General features: G+C 69.4%; 20 protein-coding genes. 7 read left to right on the top strand and 13 right to left on the bottom strand.

The annotated features are described in order from the left end of the window. Window positions 1–71 precede the first annotated feature (71 nt). The 7 genes from BR07_RS0101630 to BR07_RS0101600 form a co-directional block, all read right to left on the bottom strand. Complete coding sequence (locus tag BR07_RS0101630; protein ID WP_027503955.1) at window positions 72–1079, bottom strand: substrate-binding domain-containing protein; 1008 nt, start codon at window positions 1077–1079, stop codon at window positions 72–74. Between the two features lie 170 nt (window positions 1080–1249). After that, window positions 1250–2659: a class I adenylate-forming enzyme family protein gene (locus BR07_RS0101625; protein ID WP_231476103.1), complete on the bottom strand. Its 1410-nt coding sequence runs from the start codon at window positions 2657–2659 to the stop codon at window positions 1250–1252. Then, window positions 2656–3273: an energy-coupling factor transporter transmembrane component T family protein gene (locus tag BR07_RS0101620; protein WP_027503953.1), complete on the bottom strand. Its 618-nt coding sequence runs from the start codon at window positions 3271–3273 to the stop codon at window positions 2656–2658. Before BR07_RS0101620 ends, BR07_RS0101625 begins: the two co-directional genes overlap by 4 nt. Beyond that, window positions 3270–3950: an energy-coupling factor ABC transporter ATP-binding protein gene (locus BR07_RS0101615; protein ID WP_027503952.1), complete on the bottom strand. Its 681-nt coding sequence runs from the start codon at window positions 3948–3950 to the stop codon at window positions 3270–3272. The genes BR07_RS0101620 and BR07_RS0101615 overlap by 4 nt, the downstream gene beginning before the upstream one ends. Then, window positions 3947–5077: a thiolase family protein gene (locus BR07_RS0101610; RefSeq protein ID WP_027503951.1), complete on the bottom strand. Its 1131-nt coding sequence runs from the start codon at window positions 5075–5077 to the stop codon at window positions 3947–3949. The genes BR07_RS0101615 and BR07_RS0101610 overlap by 4 nt, the downstream gene beginning before the upstream one ends. A gap of 1 nt (window position 5078) precedes the next feature. Further along, window positions 5079–5666, bottom strand: coding sequence for a biotin transporter BioY (locus tag BR07_RS22825; RefSeq protein ID WP_037183888.1), 588 nt, complete (start codon window positions 5664–5666; stop codon window positions 5079–5081). A 106-nt stretch (window positions 5667–5772) separates the two neighbouring features. Beyond that, window positions 5773–6756 carry an NAD-dependent epimerase/dehydratase family protein gene (locus tag BR07_RS0101600; protein ID WP_027503950.1) on the bottom strand — a complete coding sequence of 328 codons (984 nt, stop codon included), beginning with the start codon at window positions 6754–6756 and terminating at the stop codon, window positions 5773–5775. Window positions 6757–6821: 65 nt separating this feature from the next. On the opposite strand from BR07_RS0101600, the gene BR07_RS0101595 reads away from it, so the two are divergent. After that, the gene (locus BR07_RS0101595) at window positions 6822–7943 is read left to right on the top strand and encodes a class I SAM-dependent methyltransferase (RefSeq protein WP_027503949.1); all 1122 of its coding nucleotides are present in this window, start codon (window positions 6822–6824) and stop codon (window positions 7941–7943) included. A gap of 39 nt (window positions 7944–7982) precedes the next feature. Here BR07_RS0101595 and BR07_RS0101590 read toward each other — a convergent pair whose 3' ends face one another. Further along, complete coding sequence (locus BR07_RS0101590) at window positions 7983–8438, bottom strand: hypothetical protein (RefSeq protein WP_027503948.1); 456 nt, start codon at window positions 8436–8438, stop codon at window positions 7983–7985. A 200-nt stretch (window positions 8439–8638) separates the two neighbouring features. On the opposite strand from BR07_RS0101590, the gene BR07_RS0101585 reads away from it, so the two are divergent. Further along, the gene (locus BR07_RS0101585) at window positions 8639–9487 is read left to right on the top strand and encodes a Bax inhibitor-1/YccA family protein (RefSeq protein ID WP_027503947.1); all 849 of its coding nucleotides are present in this window, start codon (window positions 8639–8641) and stop codon (window positions 9485–9487) included. Between the two features lie 78 nt (window positions 9488–9565). On the opposite strand, the gene BR07_RS0101580 is transcribed toward BR07_RS0101585, so the two are convergent. Both BR07_RS0101580 and BR07_RS22820 read right to left on the bottom strand, forming a co-directional pair. Then, window positions 9566–10783 carry an acetyl-CoA C-acetyltransferase gene (locus tag BR07_RS0101580; protein ID WP_027503946.1) on the bottom strand — a complete coding sequence of 406 codons (1218 nt, stop codon included), beginning with the start codon at window positions 10781–10783 and terminating at the stop codon, window positions 9566–9568. 64 nt (window positions 10784–10847) lie between these two features. Continuing rightward, window positions 10848–11822, bottom strand: coding sequence for an SGNH/GDSL hydrolase family protein (locus BR07_RS22820; RefSeq protein ID WP_051613045.1), 975 nt, complete (start codon window positions 11820–11822; stop codon window positions 10848–10850). A 118-nt stretch (window positions 11823–11940) separates the two neighbouring features. On the opposite strand from BR07_RS22820, the gene BR07_RS0101570 reads away from it, so the two are divergent. From BR07_RS0101570 to ilvA, 3 genes are all read left to right on the top strand, one after another. Continuing rightward, on the top strand, window positions 11941–13326 hold the full coding sequence (locus BR07_RS0101570; protein ID WP_027503945.1) for a cystathionine beta-synthase: 1386 nt from the start codon (window positions 11941–11943) through the stop codon (window positions 13324–13326). A gap of 63 nt (window positions 13327–13389) precedes the next feature. Then, a complete protein-coding gene (locus BR07_RS0101565; RefSeq protein WP_027503944.1) occupies window positions 13390–14562 on the top strand; it encodes a cystathionine gamma-synthase in 1173 nt (390 codons plus the stop codon). 37 nt (window positions 14563–14599) lie between these two features. Further along, window positions 14600–15817 (top strand): threonine ammonia-lyase, encoded by a 1218-nt coding sequence (gene ilvA / locus BR07_RS0101560; RefSeq protein WP_027503943.1) that lies wholly within the window; start codon window positions 14600–14602, stop codon window positions 15815–15817. 19 nt (window positions 15818–15836) lie between these two features. Here ilvA and BR07_RS26100 read toward each other — a convergent pair whose 3' ends face one another. The 3 genes from BR07_RS26100 to BR07_RS0101545 form a co-directional block, all read right to left on the bottom strand. Then, window positions 15837–16559: an FAD:protein FMN transferase gene (locus BR07_RS26100; RefSeq protein WP_051612935.1), complete on the bottom strand. Its 723-nt coding sequence runs from the start codon at window positions 16557–16559 to the stop codon at window positions 15837–15839. Window positions 16560–16703: 144 nt separating this feature from the next. Further along, the gene (greA, locus tag BR07_RS0101550; RefSeq protein WP_027503942.1) at window positions 16704–17198 is read right to left on the bottom strand and encodes a transcription elongation factor GreA; all 495 of its coding nucleotides are present in this window, start codon (window positions 17196–17198) and stop codon (window positions 16704–16706) included. A gap of 288 nt (window positions 17199–17486) precedes the next feature. Continuing rightward, window positions 17487–17918: a DUF4307 domain-containing protein gene (locus BR07_RS0101545; protein WP_027503941.1), complete on the bottom strand. Its 432-nt coding sequence runs from the start codon at window positions 17916–17918 to the stop codon at window positions 17487–17489. A gap of 136 nt (window positions 17919–18054) precedes the next feature. Between BR07_RS0101545 and mca the strand changes: the two genes are divergently transcribed. Beyond that, on the top strand, window positions 18055–18903 hold the full coding sequence (gene mca / locus BR07_RS0101540) for a mycothiol conjugate amidase Mca (RefSeq protein WP_037184227.1): 849 nt from the start codon (window positions 18055–18057) through the stop codon (window positions 18901–18903). Beyond that, window positions 18904–19143 (top strand): hypothetical protein, encoded by a 240-nt coding sequence (locus BR07_RS0101535; RefSeq protein ID WP_027503939.1) that lies wholly within the window; start codon window positions 18904–18906, stop codon window positions 19141–19143. It abuts the gene before it with no gap. Window positions 19144–19173 lie beyond the last annotated feature (30 nt).

Genomic DNA, 19173 nt, shown 5'->3' with positions numbered 1-19173 from the left:
ACGACGACGAATCCGGTGCAGAGATCCGCGGTGAACGCGGATCTCTGCACCGGATCTCGTGTGCGTGGAGGCTAGCGAGTGCCGCCCTTGGCGTACTCGGCGATCGCGTCGATGTTCGTCGAGTCGATGAAGGCCGGGCCGGTCAGAACGGGCGTGCCGCCACCGATGGTGTTGCCGTTGTTCAGGTACAGCCACAGCGAGTCGACGGCCAGGTAGCCCTGGAGGTACGGCTGCTGATCGACGGCCCACGCGACGTCGCCGCTCTGGATGGCCTCGACGAGTGCGGCGTTGGTGTCGAAGGTGACCACCGTGGCCTCGGAGTTGGCGTTCGCCTTGGACTGCACCGCGGTCAGCGCGATGGGGGCGCCCAGGGCGACGATGTGGTCGATGGTCGGATCCTGCTGCAGCTTGGCCGTGATGGTGGCCTCGACGGACGGCATGTCCTTGCTGTTGACGTTCAGGATCTCGGTGGAACCGCCGGTGAAGCCCTGTGTCACACCCGCGCAACGGGATTCGAGGGCGACCTGGCCCTGCTCCTGGATGATGCAGAGGGTCTTCTTCGCACCCTCGGTGGTCAGACGCGCACCGACGGCCTGGCCGGCGATGGTCTCGTCCTGGCCGAAGTACTGCTGGACGCCCTGGTCCTTCCACGCGTCGTAACCGGAGTTGAAGGCGACGACCGGGATGCCGGCGGCCGTGGCGGCCTCGACGGCGGGTGCCATGGCGTCGGGCTTGGCCAGTGTGACCGCGATGCCGTCGACGTCGGAGTCGATGGCGCTCTGCACCAGGTTGGCCTGGTTCGGTGCCTCGGGATCGGCCGAGTAGCGCAGCTCGATGTTGTCCTTGGCCGCAGCCGCCTCGGCGCCCTTGCGGATGAGGTCCCAGAACGTGTCACCGGGAACCTCGTGCGTGATCATCGCGATCGTGGCGCGCGGGGTGTCGGCCGTGCCGGCGTTGCCGCCGCCGTCACCGGAGGACTCCGGTGCGCCGCCCGAACTGGAGCAGCCCGCTGCCAGGCTGACGCTCAGTGCCACGCCGAGAGCGACAGCAGTGCCCCGACGGGTGAAATGACGTGTCATTCGGTCTCTTTCTCGAACGCCGACGAGAGAACAACGCGGCGACATACTGGGTACGACTGGAATGGATCGAGCCGGTGACCTGTTCGGTCGCGGCCCGACATATGTGTAATCCACATCACAAGGGAAGTCAATAGTTTGTTCGGACAATACGTCCGCAGCACAGCGAGCCGTCAGGATCCAGGCCCGGTCGCGATCATCGCCAGGACGGCAGGGCGGTCGAGCTTGCCGCGGGCCGTGCGGGGGAGCGCGGGCACCGTGACCACGCGAGTGGGCATCGCCGGTGCCTCGAGGTGCGCCCGCAGACGACGCCGCAGAGCGGTGCGGTCGACCGGCTCCGAGACCGTGATCGCCGCGACCGGGACGTGCCCCATCCTCGGATCCGGCTCGCCCACACACGCCGCGTCGAGCACGCCGGGAAACCCCCGCAGGGCGGTCTCCACATCGAGTGGCTCCACCTTGAGGCCGCCGCGCACGATGGTGTCGGAACTGCGGCCCGCGAGAAACAGCCACCCGCCGCGGATCTCGCCTCGATCGCCCACGGCCGTCCACCCGTTCACGGGCCCGTCGGACGGTTCCGCGTGATCGGGGTGGGTCAGGTATCCGTCGAACAGCATGTCGCTGTGCACGCTGACGACCCCGTCCACGGTTCTCGTGCGGACACCCGAGACGAGCCGCCCGGCGGAGCCGTCGGGAACCGGTTCGGTGGAGGAGTCCACGGCCACCAATGACAGTTCCGAGGCGCCGTAGAAGTGGACGAGCCGAGCGCCGGGAACGCGAGCGGACAGGGCGTCGCGACCGGAGCGCGGCCAGAAAGCACCCGAGGACAACACTTCTCGGACCTGCGCCAGCCCGGGTCGGCTGGACACGGCGATGTCGTGTGCGAGGGTGGGCACGGTGTAGACGTGCGTCGGGTCGACGTCTCCCGCGGAGGACCACGACTCGAGGGGCCGTAGGTCCACGGCAGCACCTCGCGTGAGCGCGTGCACCAGTCCGTAGAGGAAGTGGGTGTGGTCCAGGACGCCCGGTGCGGCCACCCGGGAGTGCCGGTCCACGGTGAACTCCTCGTCGGACCGATCGAGCGTGCGCGACCACGATCGCCGCGAGCGGACGAAGAGCTTGGGAGTGCCCGACGTGCCGGAGGTCAACCCCGCCAACAGTTCTCCGGCCTCGTCCGGTGCCGGGAGGGGGACCGCGGGTGCGGCGGCGAGGTCGTCGGGCGAGGTGAGCGTGCCGGTGACGCAGAGTCGACGCAGCCGGGTCCGCCCGCGCTCCGTGGCGATCACCGCAGCGGGGCGACCGATCTCGAGAACCGATGCGAGGTGGTCGGGAAGCAGGTGGCGGTGCAGGAGGACGAGCGAGCAACCTGCACGGATCGCGCCGAGAACCGTGACGACGGAACCGAGATCGGACGCCGGGAGTACGGCCACTCGCTCCGCACCGAGCAGGCGTGCGGCGACGCGTCCCGACCGATCCCACATCTCACGATAGGTGAGACTGCCGTCCGCGGCGACGACCGCGAGCGAGTCCGGACGGTCCCGGGCGCGACGACCGATGCGCTCGTCGATCGAGTCCGCGATCACGCGTCCTCGTCCCGGTCGTCGTCCACACCGCGGGCGACGAGACTGTCTCCCAGCGCATCCGCGGTCCGCAGCGCGCGGACCACCACGGGTGTCGCCAGCGCGGTCATCGACCACTGCAGTCCGCGGGCCTTCCGTGCGTCGGAGACCTCGTGCACGATGCCGGTGAGGACGGGGACGAGCCGGATCGTCAGTGCCAGCAGCAGTCCGATGCGGTCGGGGTCGACGCCGAAGCGCCGCAACGGTTCCAGGACCCTGCCGCACACGTCGAGCATCGCGGTCACCCGGGTGGTGAGGGTGACCAGACTCGCCGCGGCCACCGTGACGACGAGAATCCCGCACACGACCACGGCGCGGGCCGGGGTCGTGATGATCACCTGGAACACCGCGATGATCGCGATCATCCAGAAGAGCGGCCGGATCTGCGCGAGTGCGGTCCGCGGGCCGATGCCCCCGATCCCGAAGAGAACGGCAACCACGCCGGCAGCGACCGCGACGTCGACCGGTCGGCGAACGAGGGCGATGACCGCGATGACGCCGACCATGAGCAGCAGAAGCTTCCACCCGGCCGGAAGTCGGTGCAGGAGCGAGTGACCGGGTCGGTAGAGGCCGATCATTCGAGCAGCGCCTCGTACGCGGGCAGGGCGTCGGCGGGCCGTCCGTCGTGGGCGACCCGAGCGTCGTGGATCACGATGACGCGATCGAAGTTCGTCAGGAGATCGAGGTGATGTGTCACCACGACGACCTGCTGCTCGAGAGTGTCGAACACCGCGCCGACCTTGCGGGAGTTGCGGAGATCGAGAAGCGTGGTGGGTTCGTCGGCCACCAGGACCTCGGGTCGGCGGATCAGCACTGCGCCGATCGCCAGCATCTGTTTCTGTCCGCCGGACAACAGGTGCGCGGGATGATCGGCGTGACCGGCCAGCCCGAAACGGTCGAGCATGTCGGCGACGCGGTCCGCCACCTCGTCCTTCGACGCTCCGGTGCGGCGCAGCGAGAACGCCAGATCTTCGGCGACGGTCGGCATCACGATCTGGTTGTCCGGGTCCGTGAACACGAACCCGACCTTCCGTCGCACCTGGCCACCCTTGCGCGCGACGTTCAGACCGTCGACGGTGACGGTGCCGGAACTCGGCGACACCAGACCGTTGATCATGCGGGCCAGGGTCGACTTCCCGGAGCCGTTGGATCCGACGATGCCGACGCGGTGTTCGGTGATCTCGAGATCGATGTCGCGCAGCACGGGCCGATCGCCGTATCCGTGCGAGACGTGATCGAACCGGATCACGCTCATGCTCCGACTCGTTCCACGAGCATGGCGATGCCCTGACCACCGCCGATGGCGCACACCGCAAGACCGAGAGCGGGGGAGTCGGTCGTGGCCATCTGCTCAGCCAACCGGACGAGGAGAATCGCTCCGGAGGCGCCCCACGGGTGTCCGAGCGCGATGGCCCCTCCGTGCGGGCACACGATGTCCGGATCGATGCCCAGCCGGTCGACGGCCGCCAGGGCCACCGAGGCGAAGGCCTCGGTGATCTCGACGATCCCGACGTCGGACAGGTCCACTCCGCAGCGGTCGAGGACGGCGCGGACCGCGGGCACGGGGGACAGTCCGGGGAGCGCGGGATCCGTCCCGGCGACGGCCCAGCCGAGTACACGCAGGGCAGGGCCGTCGGCCCGGTCCGCGGTCGTCACGGCGAGCACGGCCGCGCCGTCGGAGATGCCGCACGAGTTGCCCGCGGTGGCGGTGCCGTCGGGGGAGAACGCCGGACGCAGCCTGCTCAGACGCGCCGTGGTGAGTCCGCTGCGCACCCGCTCGTCCCGATCGATCCCGGCGACGGTGACGATCTCCGCCGAGAAGTCCGTCTGCGAGGCGAGTCGGTGCGAGCGTTCGGCGTACGCGTCCTGTCGCTCCCGGTCGATGCCGAGCGTGCGGGCGAGATCGTCCGCGGCCGTGCCCATGTCGGGGTCGGGGTGACCGCGCGGGGTGAACGGTGCGCGCGTGTACCGCTGCGGACCCCCGTCGCCGACCGGGGCGTGGAAACGCCACGGCGCCGTGCTCGCCGATTCGACTCCCCCCGCGAGAATCAGGGCGTCGTCACCCGCGCGGACACGGGACGAGGCCAGGGCCACGGCGTCGAGGCCCGAGCCGCACTGGCGGTCGACCGTCACGCCGGGAACGTGGTGACCGAGACCGGCCTGCAGCGCGGCGACCCGAGCGAGGTCGCCGCCGGGACCGAGGCAGTTGCCCAGGACGACGTCGTCGATGCGGCCGAGATGGTGCACCCGGCGAGCGACGTCGGCGAGGACGGGTGCCGCGAGGTCGGCGGCCGTCAGGTCGGCGAACGCATGCCCCGCCGTGCCGATCGCCGTCCGCCGTCCCGCCAGCAGGATCGGATCGCGCGGGGACGAGCGCACCATGTCAGGCGGCGGACCCGACGGTCGCGCGACGCCGCGGCGCGACGAGACCGGGGTAGGCGCGGTGCACGCCCTTCGCGACGACGGTCGCGACGACGACCTTGACCGCGTCGCCGGGAACGTAGGCGCCCGTGGACGCGATGGCCGCCCCTACGCCGAGGTCGGTGCGCAGCAGGAGGCCGAGGACGCCGAAGACGTAGATGACGGCGATGCCGCCCACGGCGTTGACGAGCAGACCGGCCCACAGCGGGTAGGACGGGACGATCAGCCGCGTGAGCGCGCCGATGACGAAGGCGCCCACGACCCATCCGACGAGGTACCCGACGCTGGGGGCCGCGAAGACGCCGAGACCGCCGCGTCCGCCGGCGAGCAACGGGAGGCCGATCGCGACGAGTGCGAGCAGGACCAGTACCGCGGCCGCACCCTTGCGGGCGCCGAGAACCGCGCCCGCGGCGATGACGCCGAGGGTCTGCAGGGTGATGGGCACACCGCTGATGCCGACCGTGATGGAGCCGGGAAGGCCGAGTGCCGCGATCAGTGCCGCGAAGACGGCGACCTGAGCGAGGTCACGAGCCGAGAAACGAGGGGACACGGTCGGGACTCCTGTGCGTGGCGTGAGCGAGAACCACTTGAACGGTGTTCAAGTGCGCGGAGTCACGCTAGTGGGGTGCTCGTACCCGGTGCAACTCCCCGTCGTGTCACAGCGACGCGACGAGGGCGTTCAGGGTGGCGGAGCTGCTGTACGCAGGATGCCACCCGAGGTCGCGCTTGGCCTTCGAGGTGTCCATGACGACGGACGTCCGTCCCACGTGCACCCACTCCACCATCGACGGGACGAACGGGAGAGTGCGGATCACCGCCGACGCCGCAGACCCGAGGAGGGACGGCACCCGCACCGGGAAGGCGCCCAGCGCGGCCGCCACCTGCGACAGGGACACCACCCCGTCGCCCGCGATGTTGTACGGGCCGGGAGGTGCGTCCGTGGTCGCGGCGAGCGCGATGGCCGTCGCCACGTCGTCGTGGTGCACCAGTTGCAGCGGGTGTCCCGGGTCGGGGAACACCGGACGCACAGCGCCGACCACGGCCCCCAGTGGTGCGGGGAGCTGGGCGGCGATCGAGCGCCACGGCATGGAATCGGCCAGGGCGGGCGCTTTCGGGCCGGCGACGATGCACGGCCGCAGGACGTACACCTCGAGGTCCGATCCCGCGGTGACCTCGTCGAGGACCTCCTCGAGTTCGGCCTTCTGCTCGGAGTAGTAGTGCTCCTTCGATCCGCGCGTCGGCGTGTCCTCGGTCAGCGGCACCCGGTTGTCCGAGTGATAGCCGTACGCGGCGACGGACGAGGTGTAGACGAGCCGTGTCGGCCGCGCGGCGGCCACCGTCGCCTCGAAGACGGTGCGAGTCCCGGCCAGGTTGATCCGTGAACTCTCGGCACGCGATCCCATGATGAGGAAGGCGAGGTGCACCACGACATCCGCCTCGGCGACGAAGGCGTCCACCGCCTCACGATCGAGTATGTCGCCCTGCCGGTACTCCGTCTTGGTCCAGCCGTGCTCGTCCACGTCGAACGGTCGTCGCGCCATGCCGAGGATGCGGTCCACGGCCGGATCGCGCTCGAGCGCGTCCACCGCCGACATGCCGATCTCGCCGGTCGGACCGGTCACTGCCACTGTGAGTCCCATGGGTCGATGATGCCCGCTGACGTCGGGATTCAAGCAAGGTTCGGTGGGAGTGAGAGACTGCGACGATGCAGGATCCGGACCATGTTCTCGGCGCGCTCCGTCGCTCACCCGATGTCGAGGCGCCCAATCTCCACGCCGTCGACGCCTCCGACCGGTTGATCCTGGCCGAGGCCGCGGAGTCGACCTCCACCGCCGAGCCCGGGTCGGTCGCGGTGATCGGCGACCGGTACGGCGCGCTGACCCTCGGTACCGCCGCCGCGCACGGCCTCGCCGGCATTCGCGTGCACCAGGATCCCCTCACCTCCGAGCTCGCGCTGGCCCGCAACGCCGGCGCGCTCGGCTTCGGCGACGTCTACACGAACCACGCGTTGGATCGAGAGTTGCTCGACGGTGCGACCGTGGTGCTGCTGCAGCTTCCCCGCGCCCTCGCCGAGCTCACCGAGATCGCCGAAGCCGTTGCCCGCTGGGCGGATCCGTCGGTCCGCGTCATCTCGGCGGGTCGACTCAAACACATGAGTCGGTCGATGAACGACGTGCTCGCCGCGAACTTCACCGACGTGGCGGCCACCCGCGCGGCGCAGAAGTCCCGCGGGTTGGTGGCGACCGGGCCGCTGCCTCGCGAGAGCGCGACGTACCCCGTGTCGACCGTCCTCGCCGATCTGGACCTCACCGTGGTCGCCCACGGTGCCGTCTTCTCCGGGGACCGGCTGGACATCGGCACCCGGTACCTGTGCACGTTCCTCGACCGGATGTCGCCCGACGCGCGCCGCATCGTCGATCTGGGGTGCGGGACCGGCATTCTCGCGGTCCTCGCCGCGCGCCTGCGGCCGGACGCGGAGGTGGTCGCCACAGACCGCTCGGCCGCGGCGGTGGCCTCGGCGGCGGCCACGGCGGAGGCGTCCGGCGTGCGGGTCACGGCGCGTCGGGACGACGCCATGGCGTCGGAGGCGCCCGCGAGCGCCGACGTGATCCTGTGCAATCCACCGTTCCACGAGAACGCGGCCGTGCACACCGGGGGAGCGGAGAAACTGTTCGCGGCCGCGCGGACCGTCCTGCGCCCCGGCGGCGAACTATGGGCGGTGCACAACTCACACCTGCGGTTCCGCTCCATGCTCGCGCGCATGGTCGGGCCGACGGAGGTGATGGGCCGCAACGACAAATTCACCGTCACCCGGTCGATCAGGTGACGGTGAATGTGTCGGCCGCACAAGTCAGGCGGACGTGACTCAGTCGAAGTAGGAGCCCGCGTCCTCGGGGGTACCGTCGATCTGGCCGCGGTGCGTCGCAGAGTTCTCCACCACGACTCCGTCCACCACGTCCGCGTCCTTCACGGCGGCGCCGTCGGTGCCGTCGTCCTCCGTGGCGTCCGCGATGTAGTCGTTCTCGTCGTCGCTGTCGACGACTCGGTCCACCAGTTCCTCGGTCAGTTCGTCGTCTGGTGTCGCCGCCACGGGGACGTCGAGTTCCTCCTCCAGCGGGACGTCCGGCACTTCCTCGGCCAGCTTCTGGTCGAGGCTCTCACCCTCACGCGCCTCGCGTTCGGTGGTGCCGAACTTGTCGGCCTCGGTCCACGAGTCCGGCGGGGTGACCACGTCGTCGACGTCGTCCGTGCCTCGGATCTCGTCCGAGTCGAGACTCTCACTCTGGTCCAGCGTGTCTCCGGGTCCGTCTTCGATGCTCATGAGGGAGAAGGTGCCCGGATCGCCCGAGCGACAAACGTGAGCGGACAAACGTGCGCCGACCGTGTGTACTGATGCGGTACTGCGCTGGGGGAACGGCGACGTCCGCCCGGTACAGTCCGTTTTGTCCGATGGGAACTTTTCCGTCGCATCCGAACGTTGAGAGATACACAGGCTCCACCACACGAAAGGGATGAGACACGGTGCGCACTTCCAGCAACCCGGTGTTCCGCAATCTGCCCAAGCAGGCGGGAGGCGGATATGCCTCCTTCGGTTCGGCCGCCGCCGGTGCCGGTGCGGTCACCCAGCAGTACGGCTCCCCGCAGGGACAGCCGCAGCCGTACCAGACCGGTCCGCAGCAGCGTGCGATGACGATCGACGACGTCGTCACCAAGACGGCCACCACCCTCGGTGTCCTGACGGTGTTCGCCATCGCGTCCTACGTGCTCGCGAGCAACAACCCCGGCCTGGCCCCGATGTTCGTCATCGGCGGCGGACTCATCGGCTTCGTCCTCGTCCTCGTGGCGACGTTCGGCCGCAAGATGGACAGCGCGCCCCTGGTGCTCGCGTACGCGGCCTTCGAGGGCGTGTTCCTCGGTGCCCTGTCGCTCCTCTTCACCGGTCCGATGTTCGGCGTGAGCAACGGCAGCTCGCTCATCGTGCAGGCTGTGCTCGGTACGTTCGGCGTGTTCTTCGGCATGCTGATCGTCTACAAGACCGGCGCGATCCGCGTGACTCCTCGCTTGACCCGCATGATCGTCGGCGCCCTCATCGGCGTGGTCGTACTGATGCTCGGCAACCTGATCGCCAGCTTCTTCATGGACGGCGGTTTCGGTCTGCGCGACGGCGGACCGATCGCCATCATCTTCAGCCTCGTCTGCATCGGCCTCGCAGCATTCAGCTTCCTGCTGGACTTCGACCAGGCCGACCAGCTGATCCGTGCCCAGGCACCGGAGAAGGCTGCCTGGGGCGTCGCGCTCGGTCTGACCATCACCCTGGTCTGGCTGTACGTCGAGATTCTGCGACTGCTGAGCTACTTCAACAACGATTAGTTCCAGCGGTAGTCGTCACAGCCGACAGCCCCCGTCCTCCTCTCGGAGGGCGGGGGCTGTCTGCTGTACGAGACCGACTCAGCTGAGGCGCTCGAGCACCATGGCCATGCCCTGTCCGCCGCCGACGCACATGGTCTCGAGACCGAACTGCTTGTCGTGGGCGCGCAGGTTGTTGAGCAGGGTCGCGGTGATGCGGGCACCGGTCATGCCGAAGGGGTGTCCGAGGGCGATGGCGCCGCCGGAGACGTTCAGCTTGTCCTCGTCGATCTTCAGTTCCCGTGCGGAGCCGATCACCTGGACGGCGAAGGCTTCGTTGATCTCGACCAGGTCGATGTCGTCGATGGTCTTGCCGGCGAGCGCGAGCGCCTTCTTCGAGGCCTCGATGGGGCCGAGGCCCATGATCTCGGGCGAGAGGCCCGAGACGCCGGTGGACACGACGCGGGCGAGCGGGGTCAGCCCGAGCTCCTTGGCCTTGGTGTCGGACATGATCACCAGTGCCGCGGCACCGTCGTTCAGCGGGCAGGCGTTGCCGGCGGTGATGGTGCCGTCCGGGCGGAAGACCGGCTTGAGCTGCGAGATCTTCTCGTAGGTGGTGCCGGCGCGGGGGCCGTCGTCGGTGCTGACGACGGTGCCGTCGGGCAGCGTGACCGGGGTGATCTCGTTCTCGAAGTGGCCCTTGGCGATGGCTTCCTCGGCGCGGTTCTGGCTGCGGACGCCCCAGTGGTCCTGCTCCTCACGGCTGATGCCGGTGAGCTGGGCGACGTTCTCCGCGGTCTGGCCCATCGCGATGTAGGCGTCGGGGAGGTTGCCGTTCTCGCGGGGGTCGGACCAGGTCTGGCCACCCTCGGCGATCTTCTCGGTGCGGGCCTGGGCGTCGGCGTAGATGGGGTTCTGGGTGTCCGGGTACGAGTCGGAGTTGCCCTTGACGAAGCGGGAGACGGTCTCGACTCCGGCGGAGATGAACACGTCGCCCTCGCCGGCCTTGATGGCGTGCAGTGCCATGCGGGTGGTCTGCAGCGACGAGGAACAGTAGCGGGTGATGGTGGTGCCGGGGAGGAAGTCGTAGCCGAGCTGGACGGCGACGTTGCGGCCGATGTTGAAGCCCTGCTCGCCGCCGGGCAGACCGCACCCCATGAGGAGGTCGTCGATCATGGTGGGGTCGAGGGCGGGCACCTTGTCGAGGGCTGCCTTGACCATCTGCGCTGCGAGGTCGTCGGGACGCATGCTCACGAGCGACCCCTTCATCGCGCGCCCGATGGGCGAACGGGCCACGGACACGATCACTGCTTCTGGCATGGGAGGACTCCTGGGGTTGGCGACGATATGACTGGAGGGTAACTCTCGTCCGGTGGGCCCCCGGTCACTGCAGGGCGTCTCGCGGCCGTAGCCGCGACACGTGGCGGTTGGCCGAGGCGGTGAGGCGGGAGACGAGGCGACGCTGCTCGGCGACGTCCGACACCGTGGGCAGCGTCGGCAGGGGGCCGCCCGCCCATTCGCCCAGCGCGGCCGCCAGCACGGGCAGGATCTGCTGGGCAGCGAGTTCGTATCCGGCCGCGGACGGATGGAAACGGTCGGCCGAGAACATCCGCTCCGGTGCCGCGAGGAACTCCGGGGCGAGCAGATCCGCCAGCGCGACGGGGTGGCCGCCGGCGGCGAGCGTCGCCGACGTCTGAGCCCGCGCGAGTCGGTGGCCCCACGTCCGCACGACAGCGCGGAGCGGCTGCGGGATGGCGGTGACGACACCGAGATCCGGGCACGTTCCGACGACCACGACGGTGCCCTCCGCCCGCAGGCGACGCACCGCGGTACGCAGACGCTCGGCCGAGGCCGCCACCGCATGCTTCTTGGTGACGTCGTTGGCGCCGATGAAGACGACGGCAGCGTCGGGCCGGTCGTGGTGGGCGACCAGCATCGCATCGACCTGACCCTCGAGTCCCTTGGATGTCGCGCCGGGAATGGCCTTGGTGCTCAACCGGATCCGCTTCCCGCTCTCGTCGGCGAGACCCCGCGCGATCAGCACGCCCGGCACCTCGTCCGCGACGACGCAGCCCATGCCGGCCGCCGTCGAGTCGCCGAAGATCATCAGGTGCAGGTCGGACTGCACGCCGGGGCGCCACCGCTGCGGGACGCGCGCACCCGGGGCGTACACACCGTCGGCCTCGGGCGGCCGGTCCGTGCTGCGGCCGATCACGGTCCGGGCAGCGGCCGCCTGCGCCAGCAGGTGCCGGTACGCGGCCCAGGACAGCGTTCCCGCGCCGGATCCCGCGACGACGGTGGCGGCTCCCGCCACCGCTGCCTGTCGCCACCCACCGCGACCCGAGCCGCCCTGCTGCATCGCACCTCCGTTCACCTGTCCGATTCTAGGTGCGCCGACGGTGGTGCCGTGCAGTGCGATCGCCGCAGCGCGACCAGGCTCGGTGGGTGTCCGGCCGGACATCTGGGAGGATGGACGCATGCGCATTGCAAACAGCGTCGTCGACCTCATCGGCAACACCCCGCTGGTGAAGCTGAACACCGTCGTCGCCCCCGGGTCCGCACTCCTCGCCGCCAAGGTGGAGTACCTCAATCCCGGTGGCAGTTCGAAGGACCGCATCGCCGTCAAGATGATCGAGGCGGCCGAGGCGTCCGGTGAACTCAAGCCCGGCGGCACCATCGTCGAGCCCACCTCCGGCAACACCGGAGTCGGCCTGGCCCTCGTCGCACAGCAGCGCGGCTACAAGTGCGTCTTCGTGTGCCCCGACAAGGTCGGCGAGGACAAGCGCAACGTCCTACGTGCCTACGGCGCGCAGGTCGTCGTGTGCCCCACCGCGGTCGCCCCCGAGGATCCGGACAGCTACTACAGCGTCTCGGACCGCCTCGTGCGCGAGATCGACGGTGCCTGGAAGCCCAACCAGTACGCCAATCCGGGTGGTCCGCAGAGCCACTACGAGACCACCGGACCCGAGATCTGGAACGACACGGACGGCAAGATCACGCACTTCGTCGCCGGCGTCGGTACCGGCGGCACCATCACCGGAACCGGTCGCTACCTCAAGGAGATGTCGGGCGGTGCGGTGAAGATCATCGGTGCCGATCCCGAGGGTTCCGTCTACTCGGGCGGGACCGGCCGGCCGTACCTCGTCGAGGGCGTGGGCGAGGACTTCTGGCCCAGCGCGTACGACCCGTCGATCCCGGACGAGATCATCGCCGTGTCCGACGCCGACTCGTTCGAGATGACGCGTCGCCTGGCCCGCGAGGAGGGCCTGCTGGTCGGCGGATCCTGCGGTATGGCCATGGTCGCCGCGCTGCAGGTGGCCGAGCGCGAGGGCCCGGACGCCCTCGTCGTCGTCCTGCTGCCCGACGGTGGTCGCGGCTACCTCGGCAAGATCTTCAACGACAAGTGGATGAGCTCCTACGGCTTCCTGCGCACCCGGCTCGACGGCGGCACCGCCGAGCCCACCGTCGGTGACGTGCTGCGCGGCAAGTCCGGCGCACTGCCCGACCTCGTGCACACGCACCCGTCCGAGACGCTGCGCGACGCCATCGAGATCCTGCGCGAGTACGGCGTCTCCCAGATGCCGGTCGTCGGCGCCGAGCCGCCGGTCATGGCGGGCGAGGTCGCGGGCAGTGTCAGCGAGCGCGATCTGCTCAGTGCCGTGTTCGAGGGCCGGGCGAACCTGTCCGACGCCGTGAAGACGCACATGAGTGCGCCGTTCCCGCTCATCGGTGCCGGTGAGCCGGTCTCGGCCGCGACGAAGACGCTCGGCGACACCGACGCCGTCATGGTCGTCGACGACGGCAAGCCGGTCGGCGTCATCACCCGCCACGATCTCCTCGGATTCGTCACCACCGCGTCCTGACACACGGAACTACTGACCCATCCCGACCGGCCTCCGGCCTGCCCGCTCGTTAGGCTGGTGCGCATGAGTGAGCAGCGCAGCAAGTCCGACACGACGTCCTGGCAGGGGTTCTCCACTCGCGCGGTGCACGCCGGGTACGAGCCCGACCCGCTGACCGGTGCGGTCAACGTCCCGATCTACGCGAGCTCCACCTTCGCCCAGGACGGTGTGGGTGGTATGCGCAGCGGGTTCGAGTACGCCCGCACCGGCAACCCGACCCGGCGTCCGCTCGAGGCCAACCTGGCAGCCCTCGAGAACGGCCACTACGGTCGCGCGTTCTCCTCAGGCATGGCCGCGACGGACGCCCTCCTGCGGGCGTCGCTGCGCCCGGGCGACCACCTCGTGATCCCGAACGACGCGTACGGCGGCACCTTCCGGCTCATCGACAAGGTGTTCACCCAGTGGGGCATCGAGTACTCGGTGGCCGCGGTGTCGGACGTCGACGCCGTGCGCGAGGCCATTCGCCCCGACACGAAGCTGGTCTGGGTCGAGACGCCCACCAATCCGCTGCTCAACGTCGGCGACATCGAGGCTCTGTCGGGCGTCGCACACGAGGCGGGCGCGAAGATCGTCGTCGACAACACGTTCGCGTCGCCGTACCTGCAGCAGCCCCTCACGCTCGGCGCCGACGTGGTGCTGCACTCGACGACCAAGTACATCGGTGGACACTCCGACGTCGTCGGCGGCGCCCTCGTGTGCAACGACGAGGAACTGGACGCGTCGTTCGCCTTCCTGCAGAACGGCGCCGGTGGTGTTCCCGGACCGTTCGACGCGTTCCTGACACTGCGCGGCATCAAGACGCTCGCCCTGCGCATGGAGCGGCACAGCGACAACGCCGAGAAGATCGTCGAGCTGCTGACGGGTCACCCCGCCGTCTCCTCGGTCATCTACCCGGGATCCGAGAGCCACCCGTCCCACGCCGTCGCCGCCAAGCAGATGCGTCGGTTCGGCGGCATGGTGTCGGTCCGTCTGAAGGGTGGCCGCCAGGCGGCGCTGGACCTCTGCGCGCGCACCGAGATCTTCACTCTCGCCGAGTCGTTGGGCGGCGTCGAGTCGTTGATCGAGCATCCCGGCGCCATGACCCACGCCTCCACCGCCGGCTCGCTGCTCGAGGTGCCGGACGACCTGGTGCGCCTGTCTGTCGGCATCGAGGACGCCGCCGACCTGGTGGGCGACATAGAACAGGCGCTCGCCTGACGCTCGCCTGGGGGCATTCGGGTTTAGGGTTCCAGCCATGGATCTCCTCACCGCCGACCGGCTGGACCGCGCCACCGCGCTGCTCGCCCCGGTCATGCGCCGCACACCCCTCGTGGCGTCCCGTGTCCTGTCCGATCGCACCGACCGCCAGGTGTGGCTCAAGTGCGAGAACCTGCAGCGCACCGGATCGTTCAAGCCGCGGGGTGCGTACAACCGCATCGCGGGTCTGACCGACGAGGAGCGCGCTCGTGGGGTGGTCGCGGCCAGTGCCGGCAATCACGCGCAGGGCGTCGCGTGGGCGGCGTCGGAACTCGGGGCCGCGTCGACGGTGTTCATGCCGAACGGTGCGCCGCTGCCGAAGTTGGTGGCCACCAAGGCGTACGGGGCCACCATTCACCAGGTGGGCACCACCATCGACGAGGCTCTCCTGGCGGCCATGGCCTTCGCCGACGAGACCGGCGCCGTGCTGATCCACCCGTTCGATCACATCGACGTGGTCGCGGGCCAGGCCACGGTCGGTGTCGAGATTCTCGACCAGATGCCCGATGTGGGCACCATTGTGGTGCCGACCGGCGGCGGCGGTCTCGTCGCCGGCATCGCCGCTGCCGTCGCGTTGAGCGGCAAGGACATTCGCATCGTCGGGGTGCAGGCGGAACAGGCAGCCGCGTGGCCCGGATCGCTCGAGGCCGGTATGCCGATCTCAGCCGAACGGATGTCGACGATGGCCGACGGTATCGCCGTGGGGCGTCCCGGGGCGGTCCCCTTCGCACACGTCACCGAGATGGTGGACCGCGTGATCACCGTCAGCGAGGACGCGCTGTCGCGGGCACTGCTGCTGTGTATGGAGCGCGCCAAACTCATCGTCGAAGCCGCCGGAGCGGCAGCCGTCGCTGCGCTCATGGACCATCCCGAACAGTTCCACGGTGACGGGCCGATCGTCGCCGTCCTGTCCGGCGGCAACATCGATCCGCTCCTGCTGACACACGTCGTCGCGCACGGGTTGCGAGCGGCGGGTCGCTATCTGACGGTGCGCATCGTCATCCCCGACCGCCCGGGTGGCCTGGTGGGGGTGCTCGGCGTGGCACGCGATACGGCCGCGAGTGTGGTCGACGTGGTGCACGCGCGCACGGCAGGGCGGCTGGCGATGGACGAGGTCGAGATCATGATGACCCTGGAGACCCGGGGCCCGGACCACCGCGCCGCCGTGCTGTCCGGTCTCGCGGCCGCCGGATACGAGGCCGAAGTCCAGGAGTGATCAGACAGTTCAGGAGTGATCAGGCGGCGATGAAGACCGCGGCGGAGGCGTGGTCGGCGGCGCGATCGATCAGCGCGTCGGCGCCCGCTGCCGCGGCGCGCGACAGCGCGGCTGCCACCAGGGGGGAGGACGCGGCCACCGTGGCCGTGGTGGTGCCCGTGGTGGTCACCATCGTGGTTCCCGAGGCGATCGGAACGAGGCGTTCCGCCGAGCCGTCGATCACCGAGATCTGCCATCCACGAACGGGTTCCGGCCCGGCGACGGCGATGTCGGTGTCGGTCGAGTTCGCACCCGACACCGACACCAGTGCCCCGCAGGCGAAGCGGCGTGCGATCGTCGCGGCGATGCGCTCCACGACCACGGCGAGCGCTGTCGCGTCCAGATCGACTGTGGCCCAGCCGGGAAGGCGCACGCCGAGTCCGTCGACCTCGATGGCCTCGTGAGTGTCCGTGCCCGAGCTGCGGAGCGGATCGACGGCGCCGGCCGTCAGGTCCGCGGCGGCGAGGGCGTGTCGCACCTGGTCCGCCAGAGCAGGGGAGACGCGCACGGTCCGGCCGAAGGAGCGGTTCAGTCGCTGCAGTTCGGAGTCCGCACGGGTGAGCGAGACGATGTCGAGCCACGTGTCCAGGGCGGTGCGCGCCGCGGCTGCCGCATCGGTGATCACGGCCGCGTCGGTGACGACCACCCGCACGTGGCGGTCGTCGATGTCGAACCCTGCGAATGCCTTCGTGGCGAGACTCATCTGGTGGCACCTCCATGGCGTTCATCGCTCGGCGAGCGCGTGCCTGTTACACCAGGGCTTCGAGCCCGGCGGCCACACGGATGGGAAACGCAGTTCGGCCCCGTACGCGAACGTGCGGGGCCGAACGACATGCGTCGTGCGAGATCAGTTGTGGTACGGCTCCGCGCTCGCGAGCGTGACTTTCATGGTCTTGCCGTTGGGCAGCGAGTACTCGCGCGTGTCGCCTACCTTGGCGTCGATCAATGCGCCGCCGAGGGGCGAGTTGGGGGAGTAGACCTCGAGCTTGCCGTCCCGTGCGCCCTCCTCACGCGTGGCGATGAGGAACGTCTCGGAATCGGACTCGTCACCGTCGTAGTAGACCTTGACGACCGACCCGGGGAGCGCGACGCCCGACTGGGTGGGAGCCTCGCCGACCTTGGCGTTGTTCAGCAGCTCCTGCAGCTGGCGGATACGCGCCTCCTGCTGGCCCTGCTCCTCGCGGGCGGCGTGGTATCCACCGTTCTCCTTGAGGTCGCCCTCTTCCCGTCGCTCGTTGATCTCCGCGGCGATGACGGGTCGGTTGGCGATGAGCTGGTCGAGTTCGCCCTTGAGCCTGTCGTGCGACTCCTGGGTCAGCCAGGTCACCTGGGTCTCGCTCATCTCGATCACTCCCTCGTGTTCTTCAGAGCCGTTCGGCTCCGGTATTCGTAGGCGGCGTGCGGTGGTGTCACCGAGCCCACACGTGAAAGAGAGCCCGCGCTGGTGCGCGAGCTCCGTCACGAGCAGGGCGTTCCGCCGGGGCGGAACGCGGTCGATGCGAACGGCCCTTGGCTCGAGTGCTCGCGTTACGCCCGTCAATGCAGCAATACACGGCCCCACTGGGTGAGCCGTGTACGAAGCGATTTTACCACGAAAGAACTTCGTGGTTTCTTGGTCGGCACCCGACGGTCACCGAGGTGTGAGATGTTCCGGTACGTCCAGGCTGCATCCGTAGAGGTCGGCGAGGCCCGGCGCGGCCGAGGTGATCACGAAGCTGCGGACGTCCTCGGTGCCGTTCTCGGACGCCGGGATCAGTACTTCGCGTCGCCCGGTCTCGGTTCCGTCGCGCGATCGCGATCGGATGATGCAGACCGCGGGCTGGGACGGGTCGTCCCTGGTCACGTTCAGGCGTACGTCGACGCGGTCCTCGCCGACGATGTCGAACGACACCATGGTCCCGTCGACGTCGGGGGTGGTGAACTTGGTGTATCCGAGGTAGGCGACGGCCACGCCCAGCGCGATGACCAGCAGCGTCAGAGCCACGGCGAGGACACGGGACGGGGCGATTCCCCGACTGGTGGGGTAGCGACCCTCGGGGAGACTCTGCGGCGTGGTGGACATCGCCGTCGAACTTACCCGCGGACCCGGTACCGCCTCGGCGGGGTACCGGACGAAGTGGAACTATTGGAGGTGCCCGGACCGGAACCGGAGCACCACCGATAGTTGAAGTGAGGCACACGTGAGCGGACTGCGACTGATGGCAGTGCACGCCCATCCTGACGACGAGTCCTCCAAGGGCGCTGCCACCATGGCGCGTTACGCGGCCGAGGGCAACGAGGTGCTGGTGGTCACACTCACCGGCGGTGAGCGCGGCGACATCCTCAACCCGGCCATGGACATCCCCGGTGTGCGCGAGCGCATGTCCGAGGTGCGCAAGGAGGAGATGGCCGCTGCCGCAGCCATTCTCGGGGTGCAGCAGACGTGGCTGGGGTTCGTGGACTCCGGTCTGCCGGAGGGAGATCCGCTGCCGCCGCTTCCCGAGGGATGCTTCGCGCTGGTGCCGCTCGAGGAGTCGACCGAGGCTCTGGTGCGCGTGGTGCGCGACTTCAAGCCGCACGTCATGACGACCTACGACGAGAAGGGTGGCTACCCCCACCCCGACCACATCCGCTGCCACGAGGTGTCGGTCGCCGCGTACGAGGCGGCCGGCGATCCCGAGCAGTTCCCCGGAACGGGCGAGGCGTGGGAGGTCTCGAAGCTCTACTACTCCCACGGCTTCATCCGCCAGCGCATGCAGTTGTTCGACGACGAGATGATCGCCTCCGGTCAGGAGGGGCCGTTCACGGAATGGCTCGCGCAGTGGCCGAAGGATCGCGGCGAGATCATGGAGCGCGTCACCACCCAGGTGGAGTGCGCGGACTACTTCCAGCAGCGTGACGACGCACTGCGTGCGCACCGCACCCAGATCGATCCGAACGGCCGCTTCTTCGCGGTCCCGGTCGACGTGCAGAAGAAGCTGTGGCCGACCGAGGAGTACGAGCTGGCGCGGACCCGCGTGCGCACGTCGCTGCCCGAGACCGACCTGTTCGCCGGGATCGAGTCCTAGATGACCGTGCTCAGCGCGTCGATCATACTGGCGCAGAACAACACCGGGCCCGAGTTCGGTAAGGCGTCACCCGTCGGCCTCGTCATCATCGTGCTGTTGCTCATCGGTACCGCCCTGTTGGTGCGGTCGATGAACGCGCACTTCAAGAAGCTTCCGGCGTCCTTCGAGCCGGAGGATCCGACGCCGGACCAGGCGGCGGACGAGGGCACGGACCGCGGAGGCTTCCGACCCGAGCGGTGAGGGGTTTGCGACCCGAGCGGTGATTGCGCC

The organism is Rhodococcus sp. UNC23MFCrub1.1 (genome assembly GCF_000686025.1).
GTDB lineage: Bacteria > Actinomycetota > Actinomycetes > Mycobacteriales > Mycobacteriaceae > Rhodococcoides.
This window is presented reverse-complemented; position numbering and strand designations above follow the sequence as displayed.

What these genes read in the sequence shown, in the direction of transcription:
- BR07_RS0101615 (WP_027503952.1), bottom strand. Translation starts at nt 3,950, where the DNA reads ATGAGCGTGATCCGGTTCGATCACGTCTCGCACGGATACGGCGATCGG.
- BR07_RS0101595 (WP_027503949.1), top strand. Translation starts at nt 6,822, where the DNA reads ATGCAGGATCCGGACCATGTTCTCGGCGCGCTCCGTCGCTCACCCGAT.
- BR07_RS0101545 (WP_027503941.1), bottom strand. Translation starts at nt 17,918, where the DNA reads ATGTCCACCACGCCGCAGAGTCTCCCCGAGGGTCGCTACCCCACCAGT.
- greA (WP_027503942.1), bottom strand. Translation starts at nt 17,198, where the DNA reads ATGAGCGAGACCCAGGTGACCTGGCTGACCCAGGAGTCGCACGACAGG.
- BR07_RS22820 (WP_051613045.1), bottom strand. Translation starts at nt 11,822, where the DNA reads ATGCAGCAGGGCGGCTCGGGTCGCGGTGGGTGGCGACAGGCAGCGGTG.
- BR07_RS0101565 (WP_027503944.1), top strand. Translation starts at nt 13,390, where the DNA reads ATGAGTGAGCAGCGCAGCAAGTCCGACACGACGTCCTGGCAGGGGTTC.
- BR07_RS0101580 (WP_027503946.1), bottom strand. Translation starts at nt 10,783, where the DNA reads ATGCCAGAAGCAGTGATCGTGTCCGTGGCCCGTTCGCCCATCGGGCGC.
- BR07_RS0101620 (WP_027503953.1), bottom strand. Translation starts at nt 3,273, where the DNA reads ATGATCGGCCTCTACCGACCCGGTCACTCGCTCCTGCACCGACTTCCG.
- BR07_RS0101535 (WP_027503939.1), top strand. Translation starts at nt 18,904, where the DNA reads ATGACCGTGCTCAGCGCGTCGATCATACTGGCGCAGAACAACACCGGG.
- BR07_RS0101570 (WP_027503945.1), top strand. Translation starts at nt 11,941, where the DNA reads ATGCGCATTGCAAACAGCGTCGTCGACCTCATCGGCAACACCCCGCTG.
- BR07_RS0101600 (WP_027503950.1), bottom strand. Translation starts at nt 6,756, where the DNA reads ATGGGACTCACAGTGGCAGTGACCGGTCCGACCGGCGAGATCGGCATG.
- BR07_RS0101590 (WP_027503948.1), bottom strand. Translation starts at nt 8,438, where the DNA reads ATGAGCATCGAAGACGGACCCGGAGACACGCTGGACCAGAGTGAGAGT.
- BR07_RS26100 (WP_051612935.1), bottom strand. Translation starts at nt 16,559, where the DNA reads ATGAGTCTCGCCACGAAGGCATTCGCAGGGTTCGACATCGACGACCGC.
- BR07_RS0101630 (WP_027503955.1), bottom strand. Translation starts at nt 1,079, where the DNA reads ATGACACGTCATTTCACCCGTCGGGGCACTGCTGTCGCTCTCGGCGTG.
- BR07_RS0101610 (WP_027503951.1), bottom strand. Translation starts at nt 5,077, where the DNA reads ATGGTGCGCTCGTCCCCGCGCGATCCGATCCTGCTGGCGGGACGGCGG.
- ilvA (WP_027503943.1), top strand. Translation starts at nt 14,600, where the DNA reads ATGGATCTCCTCACCGCCGACCGGCTGGACCGCGCCACCGCGCTGCTC.
- mca (WP_037184227.1), top strand. Translation starts at nt 18,055, where the DNA reads ATGGCAGTGCACGCCCATCCTGACGACGAGTCCTCCAAGGGCGCTGCC.